General features: G+C 34.1%; 21 protein-coding genes. 14 read left to right on the top strand and 7 right to left on the bottom strand.

Annotation, left to right across the window (positions count from 1 at the left end):
• Positions 1–106 precede the first annotated feature (106 nt).
• On the top strand, positions 107–982 hold the full coding sequence (locus NSQ89_RS05940; protein ID WP_047943014.1) for an NAD(P)-dependent oxidoreductase: 876 nt from the start codon (positions 107–109) through the stop codon (positions 980–982).
• A gap of 46 nt (positions 983–1,028) precedes the next feature.
• Here the strand turns inward: NSQ89_RS05940 and NSQ89_RS05945 are convergent, their stop codons facing one another.
• Positions 1,029–2,186 (bottom strand): aminotransferase A, encoded by a 1,158-nt coding sequence (locus tag NSQ89_RS05945; protein WP_047942968.1) that lies wholly within the window; start codon positions 2,184–2,186, stop codon positions 1,029–1,031.
• A 135-nt stretch (positions 2,187–2,321) separates the two neighbouring features.
• The gene (locus tag NSQ89_RS05950) at positions 2,322–2,513 is read right to left on the bottom strand and encodes a hypothetical protein (RefSeq protein ID WP_047942970.1); all 192 of its coding nucleotides are present in this window, start codon (positions 2,511–2,513) and stop codon (positions 2,322–2,324) included.
• A 278-nt stretch (positions 2,514–2,791) separates the two neighbouring features.
• On the opposite strand from NSQ89_RS05950, the gene NSQ89_RS05955 reads away from it, so the two are divergent.
• The 3 genes from NSQ89_RS05955 (at position 2,792) to NSQ89_RS05965 (ending at position 5,993) form a co-directional block, all read left to right on the top strand.
• The gene (locus NSQ89_RS05955) at positions 2,792–3,319 is read left to right on the top strand and encodes an RDD family protein (protein WP_047942971.1); all 528 of its coding nucleotides are present in this window, start codon (positions 2,792–2,794) and stop codon (positions 3,317–3,319) included.
• Positions 3,320–3,457: 138 nt separating this feature from the next.
• Entirely contained in the window at positions 3,458–4,759 is a 1,302-nt protein-coding gene (locus NSQ89_RS05960) for an MFS transporter (protein WP_047942972.1), read from the top strand.
• A gap of 328 nt (positions 4,760–5,087) precedes the next feature.
• Positions 5,088–5,993, top strand: a complete 906-nt coding sequence (locus NSQ89_RS05965) for a chemotaxis protein (protein WP_061796799.1) — start codon at positions 5,088–5,090, stop codon at positions 5,991–5,993.
• Positions 5,994–6,581: 588 nt separating this feature from the next.
• Here NSQ89_RS05965 and NSQ89_RS05970 read toward each other — a convergent pair.
• Complete coding sequence (locus NSQ89_RS05970; protein WP_047942975.1) at positions 6,582–7,049, bottom strand: YkyB family protein; 468 nt, start codon at positions 7,047–7,049, stop codon at positions 6,582–6,584.
• 269 nt (positions 7,050–7,318) lie between these two features.
• On the opposite strand from NSQ89_RS05970, the gene NSQ89_RS05975 reads away from it, so the two are divergent.
• The gene (locus NSQ89_RS05975) at positions 7,319–9,418 is read left to right on the top strand and encodes a sensor domain-containing protein (protein WP_341132372.1); all 2,100 of its coding nucleotides are present in this window, start codon (positions 7,319–7,321) and stop codon (positions 9,416–9,418) included.
• A gap of 316 nt (positions 9,419–9,734) precedes the next feature.
• On the opposite strand, the gene NSQ89_RS05980 is transcribed toward NSQ89_RS05975, so the two are convergent.
• The gene (locus NSQ89_RS05980) at positions 9,735–10,457 is read right to left on the bottom strand and encodes a C39 family peptidase (RefSeq protein ID WP_341132373.1); all 723 of its coding nucleotides are present in this window, start codon (positions 10,455–10,457) and stop codon (positions 9,735–9,737) included.
• A gap of 341 nt (positions 10,458–10,798) precedes the next feature.
• On the opposite strand from NSQ89_RS05980, the gene NSQ89_RS05985 reads away from it, so the two are divergent.
• Complete coding sequence (locus NSQ89_RS05985) at positions 10,799–12,016, top strand: EAL domain-containing protein (protein ID WP_341132374.1); 1,218 nt, start codon at positions 10,799–10,801, stop codon at positions 12,014–12,016.
• Between the two features lie 105 nt (positions 12,017–12,121).
• Entirely contained in the window at positions 12,122–12,727 is a 606-nt protein-coding gene (locus tag NSQ89_RS05990; RefSeq protein WP_341133143.1) for a DUF3993 domain-containing protein, read from the top strand.
• A 55-nt stretch (positions 12,728–12,782) separates the two neighbouring features.
• Here NSQ89_RS05990 and NSQ89_RS05995 read toward each other — a convergent pair whose 3' ends face one another.
• Complete coding sequence (locus tag NSQ89_RS05995; RefSeq protein WP_047942982.1) at positions 12,783–13,019, bottom strand: glutaredoxin family protein; 237 nt, start codon at positions 13,017–13,019, stop codon at positions 12,783–12,785.
• A gap of 354 nt (positions 13,020–13,373) precedes the next feature.
• Between NSQ89_RS05995 and NSQ89_RS06000 the strand changes: the two genes are divergently transcribed.
• From NSQ89_RS06000 to NSQ89_RS06020, 5 genes are all read left to right on the top strand, one after another.
• Positions 13,374–13,610: a YkuJ family protein gene (locus NSQ89_RS06000; RefSeq protein WP_016200943.1), complete on the top strand. Its 237-nt coding sequence runs from the start codon at positions 13,374–13,376 to the stop codon at positions 13,608–13,610.
• Positions 13,611–14,018: 408 nt separating this feature from the next.
• The gene (gene cbpB / locus NSQ89_RS06005; protein WP_047942983.1) at positions 14,019–14,471 is read left to right on the top strand and encodes a cyclic-di-AMP-binding protein CbpB; all 453 of its coding nucleotides are present in this window, start codon (positions 14,019–14,021) and stop codon (positions 14,469–14,471) included.
• A 100-nt stretch (positions 14,472–14,571) separates the two neighbouring features.
• Positions 14,572–15,471, top strand: a complete 900-nt coding sequence (locus NSQ89_RS06010; RefSeq protein ID WP_095321860.1) for a LysR family transcriptional regulator — start codon at positions 14,572–14,574, stop codon at positions 15,469–15,471.
• Between the two features lie 88 nt (positions 15,472–15,559).
• Positions 15,560–16,270 carry a 2,3,4,5-tetrahydropyridine-2,6-dicarboxylate N-acetyltransferase gene (dapD, locus tag NSQ89_RS06015; RefSeq protein ID WP_047942985.1) on the top strand — a complete coding sequence of 237 codons (711 nt, stop codon included), beginning with the start codon at positions 15,560–15,562 and terminating at the stop codon, positions 16,268–16,270.
• Between the two features lie 102 nt (positions 16,271–16,372).
• Positions 16,373–17,500, top strand: a complete 1,128-nt coding sequence (locus NSQ89_RS06020; RefSeq protein ID WP_095257619.1) for an N-acetyldiaminopimelate deacetylase — start codon at positions 16,373–16,375, stop codon at positions 17,498–17,500.
• Between the two features lie 69 nt (positions 17,501–17,569).
• Here the strand turns inward: NSQ89_RS06020 and NSQ89_RS06025 are convergent, their stop codons facing one another.
• Positions 17,570–17,713, bottom strand: a complete 144-nt coding sequence (locus NSQ89_RS06025; RefSeq protein WP_341133144.1) for a hypothetical protein — start codon at positions 17,711–17,713, stop codon at positions 17,570–17,572.
• A 142-nt stretch (positions 17,714–17,855) separates the two neighbouring features.
• Between NSQ89_RS06025 and istA the strand changes: the two genes are divergently transcribed.
• Together istA and istB are read left to right on the top strand one after the other, a co-directional pair.
• A complete protein-coding gene (gene istA / locus NSQ89_RS06030) occupies positions 17,856–19,349 on the top strand; it encodes an IS21 family transposase (protein WP_341132106.1) in 1,494 nt (497 codons plus the stop codon).
• Positions 19,350–19,351: 2 nt separating this feature from the next.
• Positions 19,352–20,068, top strand: coding sequence for an IS21-like element helper ATPase IstB (gene istB / locus NSQ89_RS06035; protein WP_341132107.1), 717 nt, complete (start codon positions 19,352–19,354; stop codon positions 20,066–20,068).
• 25 nt (positions 20,069–20,093) lie between these two features.
• Here the strand turns inward: istB and NSQ89_RS06040 are convergent, their stop codons facing one another.
• Positions 20,094–20,843 carry a mechanosensitive ion channel family protein gene (locus NSQ89_RS06040; RefSeq protein ID WP_341132375.1) on the bottom strand — a complete coding sequence of 250 codons (750 nt, stop codon included), beginning with the start codon at positions 20,841–20,843 and terminating at the stop codon, positions 20,094–20,096.
• Positions 20,844–20,995 lie beyond the last annotated feature (152 nt).

Genomic DNA, 20,995 nt, shown 5'->3' on the forward strand with positions numbered 1-20,995 from the left:
AGTTTTTTTCTATTAGCAGTTTTCAATATTCTATAGAAGAATTATACCTGCTTTCATGATACTATTAGAAAAAGAAAGTTATTTGCCAAAAAAGGGAGAGGATCGGATGTTGGCGAAAGAAACAACTATAATTGGTTTTATTGGTACTGGTGTAATGGGGAAAAGTATGGCAAGCCATTTATTGCATGCAGGGTATCCTGTTATGGTGTATAACCGCACGAAAGCAAAGGCAGACGAACTAGTAGCTGCTGGAGCAGAATGGGCAGACAGTCCCCATGAAATTGCTTTAAAAGCAAATGTCATTATTACGATTATTGGTTATCCGAAAGATGTAGAGGAAATATATTTAGGAGAACTAGGATTAATTAACAATGCCAAAGAAAATACATATTTAATCGATATGACCACCTCAACTCCTAGTCTTGCCAAGAAAATATACGAAGAGGCGAAAAAGAAAAATATATATGCAGTTGATGCCCCTGTAAGTGGTGGAGATGTAGGGGCAAGAGAAGGAAAGCTATCCATTATGGTAGGTGGGGAAGAAGCAGTTTTCCAACAGCTTCTGCCTCTATTCGAGATACTTGGCACTAATATTGTCTATCAAGGACCTGCAGGTTCTGGTCAACATACGAAAATGTGTAATCAAATTGCCATTGCTTCTACAATGATTGGTGTAAGTGAAGCCATCGTTTATGCTCAAAAAGCTGGACTAGACCCTGAAAAGGTATTGCAAAGTATCTCAAGCGGAGCTGCTGGGAGCTTTTCCTTAAGTAATCTAGCACCTAGAATGATAAAAGGGGATTTTGAACCTGGATTTTATATCAAGCATTTTATAAAAGATATGAGAATTGCTCTTAAAGAAGCAGAGGAAATGCAAATGGAAACGCCAGGATTATCTCTTGCGGAAACATTATACAGCCGCCTGTCAGCGAAAGGAGAAGATGAGAGCGGAACACAAGCTTTATATAAATATTGGGATTGAAAAAACAGCTTCTAATCGGTGAAAGCCAAGATTAGAAGCTGTTTTTTTATTTTGCTAGATGTATTTTTACATATTCCTCTAAACGATTGCATGCATCTTCCAATGTTTCCATAGAATAGGCAAAGGAAATTCGAAAATATCCTTCTCCTAATTCAGAAAAGGCACTTCCAGGAACAACTGCTAGATTTACTTTATCGACTAGATCAAGGCAAAAATCAAAAGAATTCAATTTAGCTGTTGGCACTTTTATGAAAAAGTAAAACGCCCCATCTGGCATAACTACATCCAATCCAATAGAGGACAAGCGATCATACACATATTTTCTTCTTCTTTGATAATCTTCTCTCATAGGTGCTGCATCATTAATACCAATAGTTAAAGCTTCTAATGCCGCTCTTTGCGAGATTGAAGAGGCACAAGTTACATTATATTGATGGACTTTAATGATTTGTTGACAAAGATAAGAAGGAGCAAATAATAGACCAACTCTCCATCCAGTCATGCTATGTGATTTAGATAGACCATTAATCACAATAGTTTGTTCGCGTAGATATTGAGCAATGGATACATGCTCTTGATCATATAGTAATTCACTGTATATTTCATCTGCTAAAATAAAGATATCTTTTCCTTTAATCAGGGCTGCAATCTCCTTGATTTCTTCTTTTGTTAGGCTGACACCTGTTGGATTTGACGGATAGGGTAAGACGATACATCTTGTTTTTTCCGTGATATATTTTTTTATGACGTCAGCTGTAAAACGGAAAGAAGTATGACGAATATCAGCATGCACAGGAACCGCACCACATAAACGAATAATTGGTTCATATCCAGGATATACAGGTCCTGGCAGGATTACCTCCACTCCACCGTCGAGAATTGTTCGAAATGTCACATCAATAGCTTCGCTAGCTCCCACGGTAACAATCACTTCTGTGGAAGGATCATAAGAAAGATTATATTTTTTATTTACAAAATGGGATGCCGCTTCCCGTAACGCAAGGTCTCCAGCGTTATGTGTATAAGAAGTATAGTTTTCATCAATGGAAGTTTTTGCTGCCTCTTTAATATGTAGTGGGGTGGGAAAATCAGGCTGGCCGATGGTTAAAGAAACCATTCCTTTTTTTCCAGCAACCATATTAGCGAACTTTCTAATACCAGAAATCTCAATATTTTTAACTTTTTTATTGATTAAATGTTCCATATCAAGTCTCCTAACGTAACGTATTCTATAATGATATCAAAAGCTATGATTGTTTTAAATACATAAAACAAAATAAAAAGAGCAGGGGATAGAAGAATATATCCCTGCTCCAAGCTTGCTCTAATATCTATTTAATTAGTAACCATAATCCCAATCAACGCCTTCTTCCATTAATAAAAGTTGTTCATGGTTTGATTGATTCAGATGATTTTCTAAAAGCAGTTTCCCATTGTCCATTTTATCTGTTTTTTTCCATGTGTCTAAATCGACATTTTCTAGAAAAGTTACCGTTAAGTCATCGTGAAAAAGAATTGCAGTACCCTTCATTGTGTACTCGTCCTCTCTTTAATTAATTAAATAATATTCGGTTTTCTTCCTTCACAACTTACACTATTAGCGTATTCTAATAGCATAAAATCGTCTAGGTGTTTGTTTGACATTTCACAAATTAGAAAAAAACAAATAAACATTTTATGAACTTTTAAAGACAAGGAGCAGGAAGGTTTCTCTTTTGTTTAATAATTGTAAAGCTAGCAGTCATTTCATAAAAAAGGTTGTTTAGAAAATAAATACCATTTATCATATTAGTGGGGAGGGGAAAATAAATGGTAACAACTATACAAATAGAAGAAAAGGAAAATCATCCTCAATATGCAGGATTTTGGATTCGTTTTGGAGCATGGGCAATTGATAGTATCATTTTAGGCATTCCATTATTATTTTTTTCCAATATCATTTTTGCTTTATTTATTAGTTCAATGGAAATACCGGATGAATTATTGATGGATCCAGCCAGTATAAATGCATTATCTGATTCTGAAATTTTATCTCTATTAGGCTCATTAATGACCGCTTTTTTGGGAACGATGGCAGTATGTATGTTTATTAGTCTTTTTTATTATTCACTGCTTCATTCCTCTAAATGGCAAGCGACGATTGGCAAGAAATTATTAGGTTTAAAGGTAGAGGATTTGAAAGGAAATAAGCTTTCTTTCTGGAGAAGTCTAGGAAGATACATCGTATCAAGTCTCCTTTCAGGGATTTTATTAATTGGCTTTATTTTGGCTGCGTTCACGGAGAAAAAACAAGCGTTACATGATTTAATTGTAGGTTCCATTGTTGTAAAAAAATAATTCATAAACCTGTGGGCTTATCCATAATGTGAGTAAGACGACAGCATTATGGATAAGCCAAATGGTTCTTAAGGAGAACAAACAGGAGTATGTTGTTTTATCCCTACATACCCGCTATTTGAGAGGAGAGCTTAATAGATGGAACCGATAACTAATAAAACAGAAATAAAAAAAAGAGGGCTGGCATTATATTTTTCTTTGCCTATAATCTCATGGGCCCTTTATGATGCGGCCAATACTATTTTTTCGTCTAATATTAACACTATCTTTTTTCCTATGTATTTACAAGATATGATTGGCTCAAATGAAGTTAATAAACAGATTGCTTCGACTTTTATTTCATATGCGAATGCATTAGCCAGCTTTCTGTTAGTTATCTTTACACCATTATTTGGCGTTATGATGGACAGAACTGGAAGAAAGAAAAAATATATTGTTATATTAACATTATTAACCGTATTTGGAACCATAGCTATGGGTTTTTTCTCTTTTATCCCGTCTACACAAATGATATTTGGGATTCCGATATCTTTATCACTTGTTATCCTCTTTTTTGTTTTATCTAAATTTACTTATCATTCTAGCTTAGTGTTCTATGATACGATGATTTCTGATTTAGGAACAAAGGAACAGATTCCATTAATCTCAGGTTTTGGTGTAGCCATCGGTTATATTGGAACACTGATTGGATTAACTGTTTATCTCTTTATAGATAAAGGGGCATATAATCAATCCTTTATTCCAACTGGTATTCTTTTTTTACTTTTATCCTTGCCATTATTTTTTTTCATTAAAGATACACCAAAAGAAAATATCCAAAAACAATCTGTTCTTTCTGGATATCGAGAAATAATAGAAACTTTTAAACAAATGAAAAGTTATCGGAAAATTTTCACCTTTATGCTTGCTTACTTTTTTCTAAATGATGCATTAGCTACTACTATTGCGACGATGTCTGCATATGCCAATGCGGTTATTGGATTAGATACTGGTAAATTTATTGTTCTTTATCTTGTGTCAACCATTGCAAGTATTATTGGTTCCTTTGTTTTTGGATATATAACGAAAAGTGTTGGTGCATACAGAGCTGTTCGTTATGTGGGGATACTGTTAGTTATTGCGATAATTATTGCAACGCTTGCTAAGAATGAAGGGTTATTCTGGGTAGCTGGCAGTTTATTTGGAGTAGCGCTTGGAAGTATGTGGGTAACAACAAGATCATATATCGTTGAAATTACGCCGGAAGAGAAAAGAGGACAATTTTTTGGTTTATTTGCTTTTTCTGGAAAAGTATCATCTATTATAGGTCCTATAATATATGGGACGATTACATTTGTTTTTGCTGAGTATGGTAATATGGCAAGTAGATTTGCACTAGGTTCCTTAATCATTCTAACTATTATTGGATTAATTATTCATGCACGTATAAAGGAAGAATGATATTGAAAAAACTTTTCTTCTTTCCAATAGAAGAGGAAAACTAAGCTGTTCATGAAAGCTAACGATAGAAAATATTCTTTGAGAGGATTGGAATATTTTCATATTGTTCTTTCATGAACAGCATTTTTTTTAGCCATTTACTAGTAAAAATCATGGAGACTGAAATACTATCGGATGGTGAACAGCTTTTCGTCTTTCGAATTTAGGGAAATTAGCGAGTCCTACTTTAAGAGTGGATAAAAAGTCCGATATAAAAGATAGGTATAAATAATTTGATGTAGTCTGGCTAAATAAGTGAATTTTTAGGCGAGCGAAAGGACAAACAGAAATGAAAAATGATAAAGGGATACTTTTAGAAACGGGAACAAATGAATTAGAAATTGTAGAATTCAGCGTAGGAAAGAATCATTTTGGAATCAATGTGATTAAGGTTAAAGAAATCATTAATCCAGTACCTATCACACCAATCCCACACGCACACCCATATATAGAAGGGATTATGGAGTTAAGGGGAGAAGTATTAACTGTTGTTAATCTTGCAAATGTATTAGGTTATCCTCCTTCTGATACTCCTGAAAAGGACAAGTATATTGTTTCTGAATTTAATAAAACAAAAATAATTTTCCATGTTCATAATGTAACACAAATTCATCGTATATCATGGGAAAACATTGAAAAACCATCTGAGACATACTATGGAACGGAAAGTCAGATTATCGGGGTAGTCAAATTAAATGGAGAAATGATTTTATTATTAGATTTTGAAAAAATCGTTGTTGATATTAATCCGGAGTCGGGAATCAATGTTCAACAAGTAAAAAAATTAGGTGAAAGAAAAAGAAGTGACAAGAAACTAATTGTTGTGGAAGATTCTGCCCTTTTAAGAAAATTATTAGAAGACACTTTAAATGCTGCTGGATTCCAGGATATCACCTTTTTCGAAAATGGGCGTGAAGCATTAGACTATTTAACGAAAGCTATAGAGAACGGTCATCCAGTAGAAGAAGCTGCTCAGTTAATGATTACCGATATAGAAATGCCTCAAATGGATGGACATCATTTAACAAAAGTAGTGAAAGACAATCCTGACTTAGCAGCATTGCCAGTTGTTATATTTTCTTCGTTAATTACAGATGATTTAAGACATAAGGGCCAGGTAGTAGGAGCGAATGATCAAGTAAGTAAACCTGAGATTAATGAATTAATTCATATTATCGATAACATCATTTTATAAAATGTTGTTGATGTATGGTGTGGCCTTTTAGTTTAGAGACGGTTACCTGTATACTATAGATTCCCAATACTGGTCTTTGTTGATTCATATTACTTTGCTTTTCTATTCTTCATTTATGAAAAATAACATTTTGTAGAAGGAAGCTTTATGAGATGCACAATTAAAACGAGACTCAACATAACTAAATAGAGGATCTTTCTGCGGGAAAGAAGCGGATTCTGCTTAATTTGTCTTTAAGAACTACTTAAAAGACCTGGGGCATAAGTGTCCCAACCAAATATAAGCCCAACCAATTATACAAAGAAGTTGAAAAAAGTACCGTATAATTGGTTGGGTTCTTATTCTTTTTAGGAACGAAGGTTTGTGATGATCACCCGCAGCCTCAATATTGTTCGGTTATCTAATAGTAATTTTCTGAAACAGCCTTTTAGGACGAAAAACAGCCACCCCAGCATTCGAACGTTCATGTGATGGGGTGGCTGTTTCTTTAGTTGAAATGCTTATTCTAGCCACATTCTTGTATTATAATAAGGCTGCTTATTTTCTTTTAATTGATAGAATCGAGGGGATTACCGTTTTCATTCAAGATTAATAGCTTTCACCAAGTTTTTTAAAAACAGGTTTTTGGTATTTCTTTTTGCGGATTGAATGATTTGGTGGTGTCTCTTCTTTTAATCCAGTATAGGTGGATAAAAGCTTTTTAGATTGTGTTAAGGAAAGAGTTGATTTGGGATTTCGAATACTTTGATTGAGAGATCCTAAATGTGGCAATTCCTCAAAATCCTTTTTAGTCGGAGGCAAATGAAATGTATAGTTTTCACACGCAATCAATAAATCTGATTGTTGTTGACTATATTTTGGATTATTTGAGAAGTGTAGACCGATTTTCTTTGCTTTTCCTTCTGCTAATAGTTTATGTAAACTGTCATGTTTTAATTTATATAAAAACTTTGGGTTTGGAGCAGTCTTTGCATGACGGTTTACAACTGAGATTGCTTGTAGAAGATTTACAACAGTAGGTTGTATTGGCGGCGGATATTGTTGCTGCTTATTCAATTGTTTTAACTCTCCTTTCTATTGTTTAGTACAAGTTATTATACTATTTTTACGAAAGAAAGGAAATAAAAAAAATAGCTTGTCTGTCAAGTGTGCTCCTGAAGCAAGATTAAGATAAACTTTATTTTAAGAATAGACATAATTTTTTATCTATTTGAGTACAGAAATGGATTCACATGCCGATAATAGTAGTAAAAGAAGACGTTGGTGTATTGTGTATATCTTTTAAGAACACATTAATATATTGCAGCATGTAAGGAATGAGATGGATGGACAAATATAACAAGAATAGCACAAGTAAGAAAATGATCGCTCAATCCAAATCAAATATAGAGAATATTATTTTTGAAATTATTTTTATGTATATTAAAGATATGGTCTTTATTATGAAAGTCGAGAAAGGGGAAGTTTTTCGCTATATTTTTGTGAATGAAGCTGCATACTTGTTTGCTAAATTACCACTCAACTTTATAGGGAAAAAAATCCAAGATGTTAATTCTGCCTACATAGCGGCTAGATTACAAAAGGAATATTCTACAGTATGTAAGATGAAGGGAAATCATAGTTATACAGATGAAATCAAGCTTGAAGATGGAAATATTATCTATGCAGAATCTGTTTTAACGCCTATAAAGGATGATCAAGATGAAGTAAAATATATTGTTTCTATTACGAGAGATATTACAGAATCCATCAAGGAAAAACATTTATTACTTGAAAGTGAACAACGATTTCGTTCATTAGTAGAGAATAACTTAGATGCTGTTCTCACAGTCAATTTAGATGGAGTTATACAGGAGGTGAATCCTGCTGGATTGAAATTAATTGGTTTTAGTGACGAAGCTAAAACGATTTTTTCGCTTTATGATCTAATAGATAGGGAGAATACAGTTTTTTATGGAAGTTTTAGAAAATGTAAACTGACAAATACATCACAATCAATCGATTGTAAATTAATGAGCAAAAAGGGAACAGAATTATCTGTACATTCAAAATTCGTACCTATTATAGTGAATCGAACCATTAAGGGGATTTATGTCATCTTAAGAGATATTTCAGAAAGGAGGAAGACGGAAGAAAAGATTCAGTTTATGTCTTTTCATGATCAGCTGACAGGACTTTATAATAGACGAGCTCTAATGGAGGATATAAATCTTGAAATAAAAAGAGCGGAAACAGAGCAAGCTGCTTTCGCCTTAATGACCATTGATTTAGACAGATTTAAATATATCAATGATACATTTGGTCATATTGTAGGTGATCAAATTCTTGTAAAAGTAGCGGAACGCTTATTAGAGTTTAATAATTACAAATGTCATGTGTATCGTCAAGGAGGAGATGAATTTAATATTCTCCTTTCGCAGACGAATAGACAAGAAGCAGCAAGCAATGCTCAGCAAATCCTTTCAACCTTTGCTAATTCTTTCTATCTAGATTCTCAGGAATATTATATAAGTCCCAGTATTGGAATTAGCATGTATCCACAGGATGGAGAAGATATTGAAACATTGATAAAAAATGCTGATGAGGCACTTTTTCGAGTAAAAGAAAGAGGCAAAGCACACTATCAATTTTATCGTTCTGATATGACAACAGCTTTAACTAATATAGTATCGATTGAAACAAAATTACGAAAAGCTATTCAAAGGAATGAACTGAAATTGTATTATCAGCCGCAAATTGATTTGAATGATTATACTTTCAATAGCTTTGAAGCACTATTACGGTGGGAGAGTCCATCGTTAGGCTTGGTTGCTCCAAATGACTTTATACCGCTTGCTGAGGATACGGGTCTCATTATATCGATTGGGAATTGGGTTATTGAAACGGCGTGTGAGCAGATAAAGATTTGGAAAACACTTTACAACCTAGATACCAGAATCGCTGTCAATATTTCTCCTAAGCAATTTCAACAACCTAATTTTGTAGAAGTAATTCGAGATGCTATCCAAAAATATAACATCCAGCCATTCCTCTTAGAAGTGGAAATTACAGAAGGGGTTATGGAGAATATTAAAGAAGCAGTTCCTATTTTGCGGAATTTAAAGGAATTGGGTGTTATTATTTCTGTTGATGATTTTGGAACGGGCTATTCTTCTCTTAGCTATATAAAGCAATTTCCCATCGATGTGTTAAAAATTGACCAGTCTTTTATTAAAAATGCTGTGATAAATTCCAAGGATGCTGCCATTACAACTACAATTATTCACTTAGGTCAAAATTTAGGAATGGAAGTAATTGCAGAAGGTGTCGAGAATAAAGATCAAGAAGATTTTTTAAAAAAGGCAAATTGTCAGAAAGCACAAGGTTATTATTATTCAAAGCCATTGACTTGTGAAGACGCAGAACAATTTCTTAGGCAATTTTAAACATGATTGATAAGAGTAAATCATAAACATACAGGAGGGAAGGATAATTGAAAATTTGCCATTATAATTTAAGTGTTTAAAAAGTGTGAAGTCTTGATTTTATAGGGAATAAGAGGGTGGAGAGTAAGGCAGCCTGAATACAAATTCCTAGGGTTAGCGCGATCAAGAACTCATATGAAGAGCAGCGTTCGCCTACATAGAAAGTGAAGTGTATTCAAGCTGCTGATTAGCTGTTAGCAAATACTAAAGGGAATGCAGCCAGCCACTTAGAGATATTCAGCTTTGATCCATACAAAGTGTAAAAAACTTTTTGGCTTTAGCGATAACTAATTGCTCTTGACTTTAAAGCATGCCAGGAGTTAATAAAGTTTTTTTTATTTACTTTGATGTTTTTCTTACCAGATAAGGGATCATTTAAGTAAACATGCTCTTTACTGAACCCGACTAAAACAACTGCATGTAAATCCAATGGTGTTTTAATTGTTCTTCCATTATGTTCCCATGATTCCCATCTATCGGGTAAACGATAATCCCCTGTCGTCCACACGACAATTGGATAACCATTCTCAACATGTTTTTCCAAGTCATGAAAAGAAGAATTTGTTAAATTAACTGCTCTTTCAGGTAAATATTTGTTAACAAGATCTTCCATTGGTCTATCAAATACAGCGTAACCAGCCTTTTTTCCAGTCATATCTCCAACAAAGCCAATAGAAGGATCTCCCCATTTAATAATATTTCCGTTTTTTCGGACTAATGGATCTGAGTCCTTCTCTATGTCTTTAAAAAGGTCCATTTTCGTTACTTTAACACCAGCATAATTTAAGACCATTGCTAAACTTGTTACCTCACATCCATATCGTAATTCTGGATTTTGTTTTATCAATGGAACATCTAACAGTATTTTATTAGTAGAGCTTGATACTTGACTTACTATTTCGTTTTTTTGTCTTGGATGGTCATCAATATGGAAGTATTCCCAAACTTGCTCCGAACTAAAAAAGGGAGCGAGCAAAAGTAATAGTTTCAACAACTTCATATTACTACCTCTTTCTTGCCAACTCCTAATGTTATCATACGATATTATCATCGAAATATGAGGGCATATTATTACCAAGAAGGCTAAAGTAAGTTGATTCAAGTTTAGGGATTGTTTAGAAAATAGAAAGAATTTTCTATCATTATTTCGATAGCTAGGTGTTTATATGATATAATTAAGTTTATTTAATTTCGTAAAATAAAGTGAAGAACCTTTGCTAACTAATTAATAAATCCATTTAAGATAAAGACTTTTTACTTTTTGGAAGGCGTCGATTTGCCAAATTCTTAATTATGATATGCAAAGGAGCTTGCTTTTCTTATTAGGGAGGCGATCAAAATATGGATGCTTTGGATATTTTGACTGATTTAGAAAATGTCATCCCTTATTTTCAAGCTATTTTTAGCGCTGATGAACATCAGGTTATTGGATATGAAGTATTAGGTAGATACAATGGGCAAAATGGAGTGGAAAGTCTTGGCGATTTTTTTGTAGATGAAGGAATTCCAGATGAATATAAGCTTGAAGTAGATCAAGTTATTTTGACAAAAGCTTTGGATAAAGCTTTATCCCTTGATGAGGACGTATTGCTCTTTATCAATAGAGATGCTGAAATGCTGATGAAGGATGATGGAGAATCATTTTTAGTTACTTTATTGGAGTACGAAGAGAAAGGCATCAAGCTGAATCGGATCGTTCTAGAGCTGTCTGAAAGAAATTATCAAGGACAATTTGATCATTTAGATCATTTATTAATTTACTATCGAACATATGGTATAAAGATTGCGATTGATAAAATGGGAAGCGATAGCAGTTATCTTGATCGCCTAAGTGATTTAGGGCCTGACATTTTGAAGATTGATTTATTGGCTTTGCGGTCTACGTCCACCTCGCACACTTATCAAGATGTATTGTATTCATTATCTATGCTTGCTCGAAAAATTGGTGCTACTTTATTATTTGAAAATATTGAGATGGTTTATCAGCTTCAATTTGCTTGGAAAAATGGAGGAAGATTTTATCAAGGGTATTACTTACATTATCCAGAGGAGAATTTCGTTGAACGTAATATTAGAAAGGAAACATTGAGAAATATGTTTCATGAATTTATCCTTTCAGAAAAGAAGAAATTATCGACGATCTATGACTTAACAGAAGAGTTTCAAGGTCAATTACAAGCACTGCTTGTCAAATACAAGAAATATTCTACCTATGAGGAGTTATTAAAATTATTGTCTGCCGAGTTAACGGATGCTGCTTTTCGAATGTATGTTTGTGATGAAGATGGGTTTCAGAAATCTGCCAATATCATTAAATATGAGAATGATTGGCTTATACAACCCGAATATGCACATAAAAATTGGAGTTGGAGACCATATTTTTTAGAAAATATTATGAAGATGCGAACTGAAAAACGAGGGATATTATCCGATCTATATAGTGATATTGAAACCGGTGAAACGGTTAGAACGTATTCTTATCCGTTAAATTCAAAAGAATATTTATTTATTGATTTGTCCTATAATTATCTTGATCGAATGAAATTATTGCTTCCTTAACAACAAGCTGAAGAGATTTTCTCTTCAGCTTGTTTTATTAGGAATAGAAAGGGTATGGAATAGTAATGAAATGGAATCAGAGTAATTAGAGAAGGGAAGGATTTGATGAAAAAAAGCTTCTTTATCTTATTGATTATTTCTATGTGGAGTGTTTTTCCGTATTCCATTGACGCCGCCAGCCATTTGACAAGTCGAGAGGAAGTATTCGCTTTTGTAGAAAAGGCATTCCGGGCACAAGTATCATTAAGTAAAGAAGCGAGAAAAATGGAGGAAATAGAAGAAATCCTAACGCCTTATTTTTCAGACAAACTAATTTATTTATTTCTTAATGAAAACTTGACTGGAGAACAAGGGAACTTTTTTACATATGGTAATGAATTTGGTAAATATTATCTACCTTTTTATCAATTATCAGAACAAACCTTTGTAGAACAAGAAGAGAATAGTATACTCCTATATGAATATTATGAACCAATTGTTATTGGAGAAAAAGTATATGAAGGTTCTTATGAAGGGATTTTGATAAGAAAATGGAATAATAAATGGCTTATAACCAATATGCTTTCAGATAAAGAGGTAAGGTCCATTTTAAAGAGTAAAGAAAAAAACTATAGTACATTAGTGTATATGCCGTTATTTTCCATTGATAATCAAGTTACTTATATAAAGAATAATAAAAACTATAATGATGTAAACACAAATCATCTCTAATATTATCATTGTAAAGTTTATGGCGCACATTAGGTGCTGTACGCCATAATAAGTATTAAGAAAGATTCAAAGCTTCCTTTAGCTTTTCCAAATCAAATCCATAAATGACCGTTCCATCAATTACGAATGTTGGAGTGGAAAAAGATTGATATTTCTTTATTAAGTCTTTTTTGGCACGAGGGTCCTTTTGAATATCTCTCATTTCGAAATCAAAACCATGTTCTTTTAAGAATAGCTTTGAATATTCGCAAGGGGGACAATCTGGTTGAGTAAACAATGTGATTTGATGCATAATGTTCCTCCTACTTTTATCTTTAACTAATCATACAAAGAAAGTTATTATCATGCAATTCTTTTGAGTGATAAAAGAAGTTCTTGTCATCATTTTAGCTAGAAATTATACTCCTAAGGAAAGTGTGTATGTTAATTTGTGAAATGGTAAGAATATTCAGAGGAAATAAATAATAAAAAAACACCGAGTTTTTTTCAGTTTTACTTGGACAAACTCTCGACAATCTTTTATTCTGTTAGTATTGGCATTTTACACAAGAGGCGAATTGTACTAAATTAAACGAAGAAAGTGTATAGAAACATGCTAATAGTGAAACCTATGCTTAATAAAGGTTTGTTTGAAAGGAGAGAGAGCATGTCACAATTACAAGGCATATTAACAAGATTGAAAAATCTACAAGAGCAGGCAACTGGGGGAGAACCAACTCAACGTTTCTTTGAGGTAAATGGAGAGAGAAAGTGTCAAGTAACATTCCATCCAAAAACAGAGACGTTTGAACTAGAAGTATATAATGACAAGGAAAAACCAAAAAGATATCAATTTGATAATGTTGATATGATTACAATTGAGATTTTTGATTTAATTCAGTAATCTTATTTAAAAAAACCTTCAGCAAGATGGAATAGTCCATTTTGCTGAAGGTTTTTTTTACTTCTAGTATTAATAGTCCTGCTAACGGCTAGTAAATCAGGAGAATTCAATATAAGGATAAAAACCTGCTGAACATTGAAGATTTTTCCTACATGAAAAAAAACATGGGAAACCATACTAATAGTTGAGGTGATAAATATGATGCCGACAGTTATTTGTCCAGAATGTTCAAAAGAAGAAAAACTGGAGAATGTCTTAACTGCTCAATCTAATCAAAATGTAATCTTTCAATGCCCACATTGTCAACTGCTTGTAAGGAATATAAAAACGAGTAAGGGTTAAAAGAGCATAATGCCGAGAACTATGATAAAATGAGGTATAAATATATTTTGTGAGGAGTTTTCGGCTATGATAAGTATGCACAGCGAAGAGTTTTTAAACATTACTTTAAAGGACTTATTAATTCCATCTGAACGAGTAGCACATGTGCAGATAGGAAATAGTTTAGAACACGCTCTGCTTGTCTTAACAAAAAGTGGATACTCAGCAATACCAGTATTAGATGCTCATTATAAACTCCATGGCTTAGTCAGCACTCCGCTCATCATGGATAGCATATTAGGCTTAGAAAGAATTGAGTTTGAGAAGCTTGAAGAAATAAAAGTAGAAACAATTATGAATAAGGTAATACCAAGAGTGAAGAGCAATAGTTCTGTATTACATACGATAAAATATTTAGTAGACCATCCTTTTATTTGCGTGGAAACAGAAGATGGCTATTTTGATGGAATTTTAACAAGAAGAGCAATATTAATGCGACTTAATATTTATTTGCATCAAATCAATCAAAATGAACGCTAAACGTATTATACCTTCATCTACGGCTGCCGCTCTTGTCTGCCTCTTCATTAGAGATGTATCCCTCTTTTGATAACAATTTTTATTTTATGAGGATAATGTTATGTCAACAATTTCTGAATTACAACTATTAACTGTACTTTCACAGGAAATGAATATGCGCAAAGCAGCAGAGAGATTATTTGTCACCCAGCCAGCCCTTTCTCAAAGGCTGCAAAATATTGAGAAAGACTGGGGAACCCCGTTATTTATTAGGTCACAAAGAGGCCTCTCTCTTACTGCCGCAGGAGAATTAGTAACGAAATTTGCAAGGGAAACATTAAAAAAAGAAGAAGAAGTAAAAGAATCCATTCATGCATTTAAAGAAGAGGTATATGGAACATTAAAAATCGCTGTCGCTAGTATAGTAGGACAAAATTGGCTTCCAGAAGTTTTAAAACGATTTGTCGAGCGCTACCCACAAGCAAAAGTATCATTAGTAACTGGTTGGAGCAGCGATATGATGAAATCAGTTTCAGAGGATAATATGCATATCGGTATCATAAGAGGGGTGTCTGATTGGAAAGGGATAAAAATGCATTTATTCGATGATCCACTTTATTTAGTGGATCGAGAAATTGCTCAGTTAGAAGATATTGCCTTAACTGATCGACCGTTTATCCAATTTAAAAGTGATTCTAACTATTACGAAGAAATACAAGTTTGGTGGCATCAGAATTTGCAAATGCCTCCTAAGAATACTATTGTTGTAGATCAAATTGAAACATGTAAACAGCTTTCTTTTAATGGCATTGGATATAGTATCTTACCTTCCATTGCCTTAAGAAAAGCTGATGAGGCACTATCAAGAATACCATTATTTAATGATAATAATAAACCTATTACAAGAGGGACTTGGTTAATTGGCTATGAGGCAAATTTTCAATTAAAGCAAGTTCAAGCGTTCTTAGAGATTGTCAATGAATACCTTGAAGAAGAAAAAGTGAAAGCAATTAATCCTTAATATTATAATAATTATTGCTTGTTTTCATAACTTTTGTTTGGTAAAGTAATTTTTATATTGTAATTTATACATAACTGGAGGTAAAGAAATGAAAATGATGGATGCAAATGAAATTATTTCATTTATTCAAAATAGTACAAAATCTACACCTGTTAAGGTATATGTAAAAGGGGATTTATCAGCTGTTGAATTTGGTGAGAATATCCAAACCTTTATCAGCGGCAATTCTGGGGTGATTTTTGGAGAATGGACAGACATTCAAAGTGTAATTGAAGCTAATAAGGATAAAGTAACGGATTATGTAATTGAAAATGATCGCAGAAATTCCGCTATTCCTTTATTAGATTTAAAAAATATAAAAGCTCGTATTGAGCCAGGTGCAATTATTCGTGATCAAGTTGATATTGGTGATAACGCTGTTATTATGATGGGTGCTGTTATTAATATTGGTGCTGTTATCGGCGAAGGTACAATGATTGATATGGGAGTTATAATGGGTGGACGAGCTACTGTAGGTAAAAACTGTCATATTGGAGCAGGTGCAGTATTAGCTGGTGTAATTGAGCCTCCTTCTGCTAAACCAGTTATTATTGAAGATGATGTATTGGTTGGTGCAAATGCAGTTATTGTAGAGGGTGTAACTGTAGGAAAAGGGTCTGTAGTTGCTGCAGGAGCTATAGTATTAGAAGATGTTCCCGCGAATACATTAGTAGCAGGAGCACCTGCACGAGTGGTAAAAGAAATTGATGATAAAACAAAATCAAAAACAGAAATTATGCAAGAGTTACGTCAATTATAATTTTGATGAAAAGCGTGGAGAAACTTCCGCGCTTTTCTTGTAGGTAACCTAAAAGGCTATGTAAAACGATATAATGAACAAAAGGAAAAGTAGGGGAGCTATATGGGGAATACGATAGATTTAGTTACTATTCGCAGACAACTGCATAGAATTCCAGAACTTGGATTTAAAGAATTTAAAACACAGCAATATTTACTACAGATGATTCATAGCGTCGCAGATGAACGTGTAGAAGTGAAAACATGGAAGACTGGAATCATCGTAAAGGTCAATGGACTTAATCCAACAAAAACGATTGGCTATCGTGCTGATATGGATGGATTACCGATTGTGGAAGAAACAGCATTATCTTTCGTATCGGAGCATCCGACTGAAATGCATGCTTGCGGTCATGATTTTCATATGACGATTGCATTAGGTGTGCTGATAAATATTATTAATAATCCAATTAACGATGATGTGGTATTTATCTTTCAACCTGCAGAAGAGGGACCAGGCGGGGCAGAACCGATGTTGAAAAGTGAGGAGCTCCAAGCATGGAAGCCAGATATGATAATAGCACTTCATGTTGCTCCTGAATATCCTGTAGGGACGATTGCGATTAAGCCTGGCTTATTATTTGCGAATACATCAGAACTCTTTATTGATTTAAAAGGGAAAGGGGGACATGCAGCCTATCCTCACTTAACAAATGATATGGTCGTTGCTGCATGTACATTGGTATCCCAGCTCCAGTCAATCGTGTCTAGAAATATAAATCCACTAGAAAGTGCTGTTGTAACGATTGGGAAAATCACAGGCGGTACGGTTCAAAATGTTATCGCCGAAACAGCAAGGCTAGAAGGGACGATGCGTACGCTTTCTAGTGAAGCAATGGAAAAAGTGAAAAATCGCGTCCAATCTTTAGTAAAAGGAACTGAAATCGCCTATGACTGTGAATGCACCATTGATTTCGGAAGTGGTTATTATCAAGTGGATAATAATGAGCTATTAACGAAAGAGTTTATGGATTTTATTATAGAGGAAACAGAAGCAACATTATTTGAGTGTAAAGAAGCCATGACAGGGGAAGATTTTGGCTATATGTTAAAGGAAATCCCAGGATTTATGTTTTGGCTTGGGGTAGACTCTCCCTTTGGATTACATCATAGCAAGCTCAATCCAAAAGAGGATGCCTTACAGGTGGCTGTAAATATATTAACAGCGTATTTAACCAAAAAAGGCAATTAAGAATATTTAGAGGAACTCTGTTTATATAAAAGAGAAGGCTTACTGCGTAATGGAGCAGTAAGCCTTGTTTTAACTCTTTTTATCTACTATAAGCGGAGTTTCTGGAAGTTTAATACCATTTTCATCAAGCGCGATCTTTACTTCTTGTCTGATTAATCGCTCGACCCCCCATTGCTCCATATTGATGGTTTTGGCCAGTATTCTAATAGTTATAGTATTTGATTCTGGTTATGGCATTATAAAAATGTACCTTTCGGACATTAATTTGTGCATGAAAAAACCACTTGCCAACATCATCCAATAAAAGTAAACTCCTCGTTGGACCAACAACGTTTGACAGGAGGATACATAGGAGATGTTACAAGTGGTAGAAATCAATTATATCAGACATGAAGTAAACCAAAAAGGGAAAAGTTATGCCGAGGTGGCTCGTCAAGTACAGCACGATGAACGGACAGTAAAAAAATATGCGGATCAAGAAGAATTCCCCCAAAAACACAAACAAACACGTCCCTCGCCTATCTTGGATCCAGTAAAGCATATTATTGATGGGTGGATTCGTGAGGATTTAAAGCTAAAAAAGAAGTTTCAACGTACTGCACAACGTATGTATAACCAACTAATCGAAGAGCATGATTTTCAAGGTGGGGACCGTACAGTAAGACGTTATGTTTCAGCCCGGAGAAAGGAATTAGCGAAAGAAGCAGAGGGTGCCTCTTTACCGCTGCAAACGATTCCTGGAACAGCACAAGTAGATTTCGGAAAAGCACCATTTAAATATTTAAATGAAATGATCGAACTACCGTTTCTCGTTATGTCATTTCCAGATGCCAATACCTTTTATTTTCAAGTGTTTCCTTCGGAAAATACCGAGTGTCTTCTAGAAGGATTACAACGCATTTTTCAACATATGAAGAGCGTACCGAAAACGATTCGCTTTGATAATCTATCGCCCGCTGTAAAGAAAATTCATGCCCGTGGTGAAAGAGAATTAACAGATATGTTCGAGCGATTCGTGCTGCACTTCGGTTTTGAATATGAATTCTGTAATCCAGCAAAGGGAAACGAAAAAGGACATGTAGAAAATATGGTGAAATATGTCCGGAATAATTTCTTATTGCCGGCTAATACAATTGTAGACTTGGAAGAGTTTAATCAAACTCTATGGGAAAAGGCAGAAAGAAATCGTCAACGGAAGCATTACCTAAAGCAAGAGTCGTTAGAATCCTTACACGAATTAACATGTGCAGCTCATATTTTACTGCCCGAAAAAATATTTAACTGCGCTCGTATTGTCACTGCAAAGGCTGATAAAAGTGGAATTGTACATATAGATAATAAATTGTATTCGACATCGCCACGATTTGCACAGAAGAAAGTGGTCGTCGAAGTGACATTTAATGAAGTACGTATTCTAAGTGAAACTCATGAATGTATTGTCACTCATTCTCGACTTTATGGCAGCAAGGCCAAATCAATGGTTTGGCAACCTTATCTAAAACTACTTTCTCAAAGGCCACGCGCAATTAAATATTCAGGTATTTATGATCATTTACCTGATGAGTGGAACCTGTATTTAAAAGCGTGTACAGAGGAAGAACAGAAGTCTGCTTTCTCTCTCCTATCGGAGTTAATGAAAACTAATAACCTAGATAAAATTACAGAAGCTTTACAGATAGCTCAAAAGACAGGTCATCCAAAAGCAGAGCATATTCAACAAGCTTTTAACGCACTTATCTTTGATGACAACGATTATCAAAATATAACACCAGCCATCACATTACCTGAAATGCCCGAAATCACACGTGGTGCAGATCGTTATAATGACTTCTTTAAAACGGAGGTGTGATCATGAGCGAATCGATTCAAGAATACGCAAAACGGCTAAAATTAAGCTATTTGCGAATGCATTGTGATGATCTGTCCGAAGAACAGATTGCATTCCTAAAACAGCTTTTTGAAAAAGAAATTGAACAACGCGAACAAACTCGGATTAATTTACTCTTGAAACAAGCACATCTACCGCAAGGTGGAAATGAAACGTTTGACTGGCAGCATGTTCAAATACCTAAAAGTATTTCAAAAGAGAGTATCTACGAGGGGCTATTCATTAAGGAAAAGGAAAATTTAATTTTATATGGTGGTGTGGGTGCAGGAAAAACATATTTAAGTAAACTGATTTCTTTAAATGCCATAACTAGATTTGGCCATAAAGTCCGGTTTTACACGGTTGCAGGTCTAGTGAATCAGTTAGTGGATGCCAATCAAAAGGGCCAACTAGCCAGGTTGTTGGGGCAAATTGAGAAATTAGATTTATTAGTACTCGATGAAATGGGTTATATTCCGTTAGGAAAAGAAGGAGCCGAACTGTTATTCCAAGTAATTTCGATGTGTTATGAGCGAAAAAGCATCATTATTACAACGAATCTTCAATTTGGCCAATGGAACCATGTATTTGGCAATCAAATTTTAACAGAAGCGGTTATTGATCGTCTTATTCACCATTCTCATCTGGTGATATTCACTGGTGAAAGTTATCGATATCGCAATTCTAGTATGCGAGATTAAATGAAAATAATGATGTTGGCAGTGGTTACAAAAGTAATGACCGTTTCTTGCATTTTTTGATTGCCAAATCCATTGATTCCATGTTTTGTATCCCAATCACATCTGGTCCATCCGTAATTACTGGATTTTCTTTGGCGATACGTTCACATAAAGGCTTTAAAATTTCTAATGTTTTCGGTAGATCATTATGTACAGAAATATCTATATCTACTAAAGCTTGCATTTCTCCCCGAGAGTGGTTACTTAGCTGTGTGATTTCACGATTAGGGATAAAGTGCAGAGTTCCATCAGCAGCTCTAATTTGTGTTGTTCGCAGCCCTACTTGTTCAACAGTACCTGAAAAATCTCCTATTGATACAAGTTCACCCACTTCTAATTGTTTTTCTAATAATAAAAAGAATCCTGACACTAGGTCGCTTACTAAACCTTGTGCACCAAAACCAACTGCTAATCCAATAATACCAGCTCCAGCTAATATGGCCGTTGCGTCAATTCCTAGTAATTGAAGAATGGTAATAATGAGTATAAAAAATAATACATAAGTAATTACATTATTCGTTAAGCTTTCTAAAGTGAAGGCTCTGCCTCGGGAGATAGAATGCTTTTGAATATAAGTTTCGAATAATTTATTTATTACTTTCTTAGCCATCTTCTTGATGAAAATATAACTTAACAAGATCAAGAGAATTTTTATAGTTACAAAGGAAGTGTCTAGAAGGAAATCCCCCCATTCAATATTTCGAATATTCTTTTTAACTTCATCCACATACATCATTAGAAATTGTACTCCTTTTATTAAAAAATAAGTTTTTTCTTTTTATTCCCTTTAAAGTATTTGATAAACTAAGAGGTGAAGCTATTCTATTGAGCTTCGTATAAGTTAGTTACTTTAATAGGTTTGCAAATAGGATATTCTGTTTATCTGAA

It is taken from the genome of Niallia sp. FSL R7-0648 (assembly GCF_038007005.1).
Taxonomy (GTDB): Bacteria; Bacillota; Bacilli; order Bacillales; family Cytobacillaceae; genus Niallia; species Niallia circulans.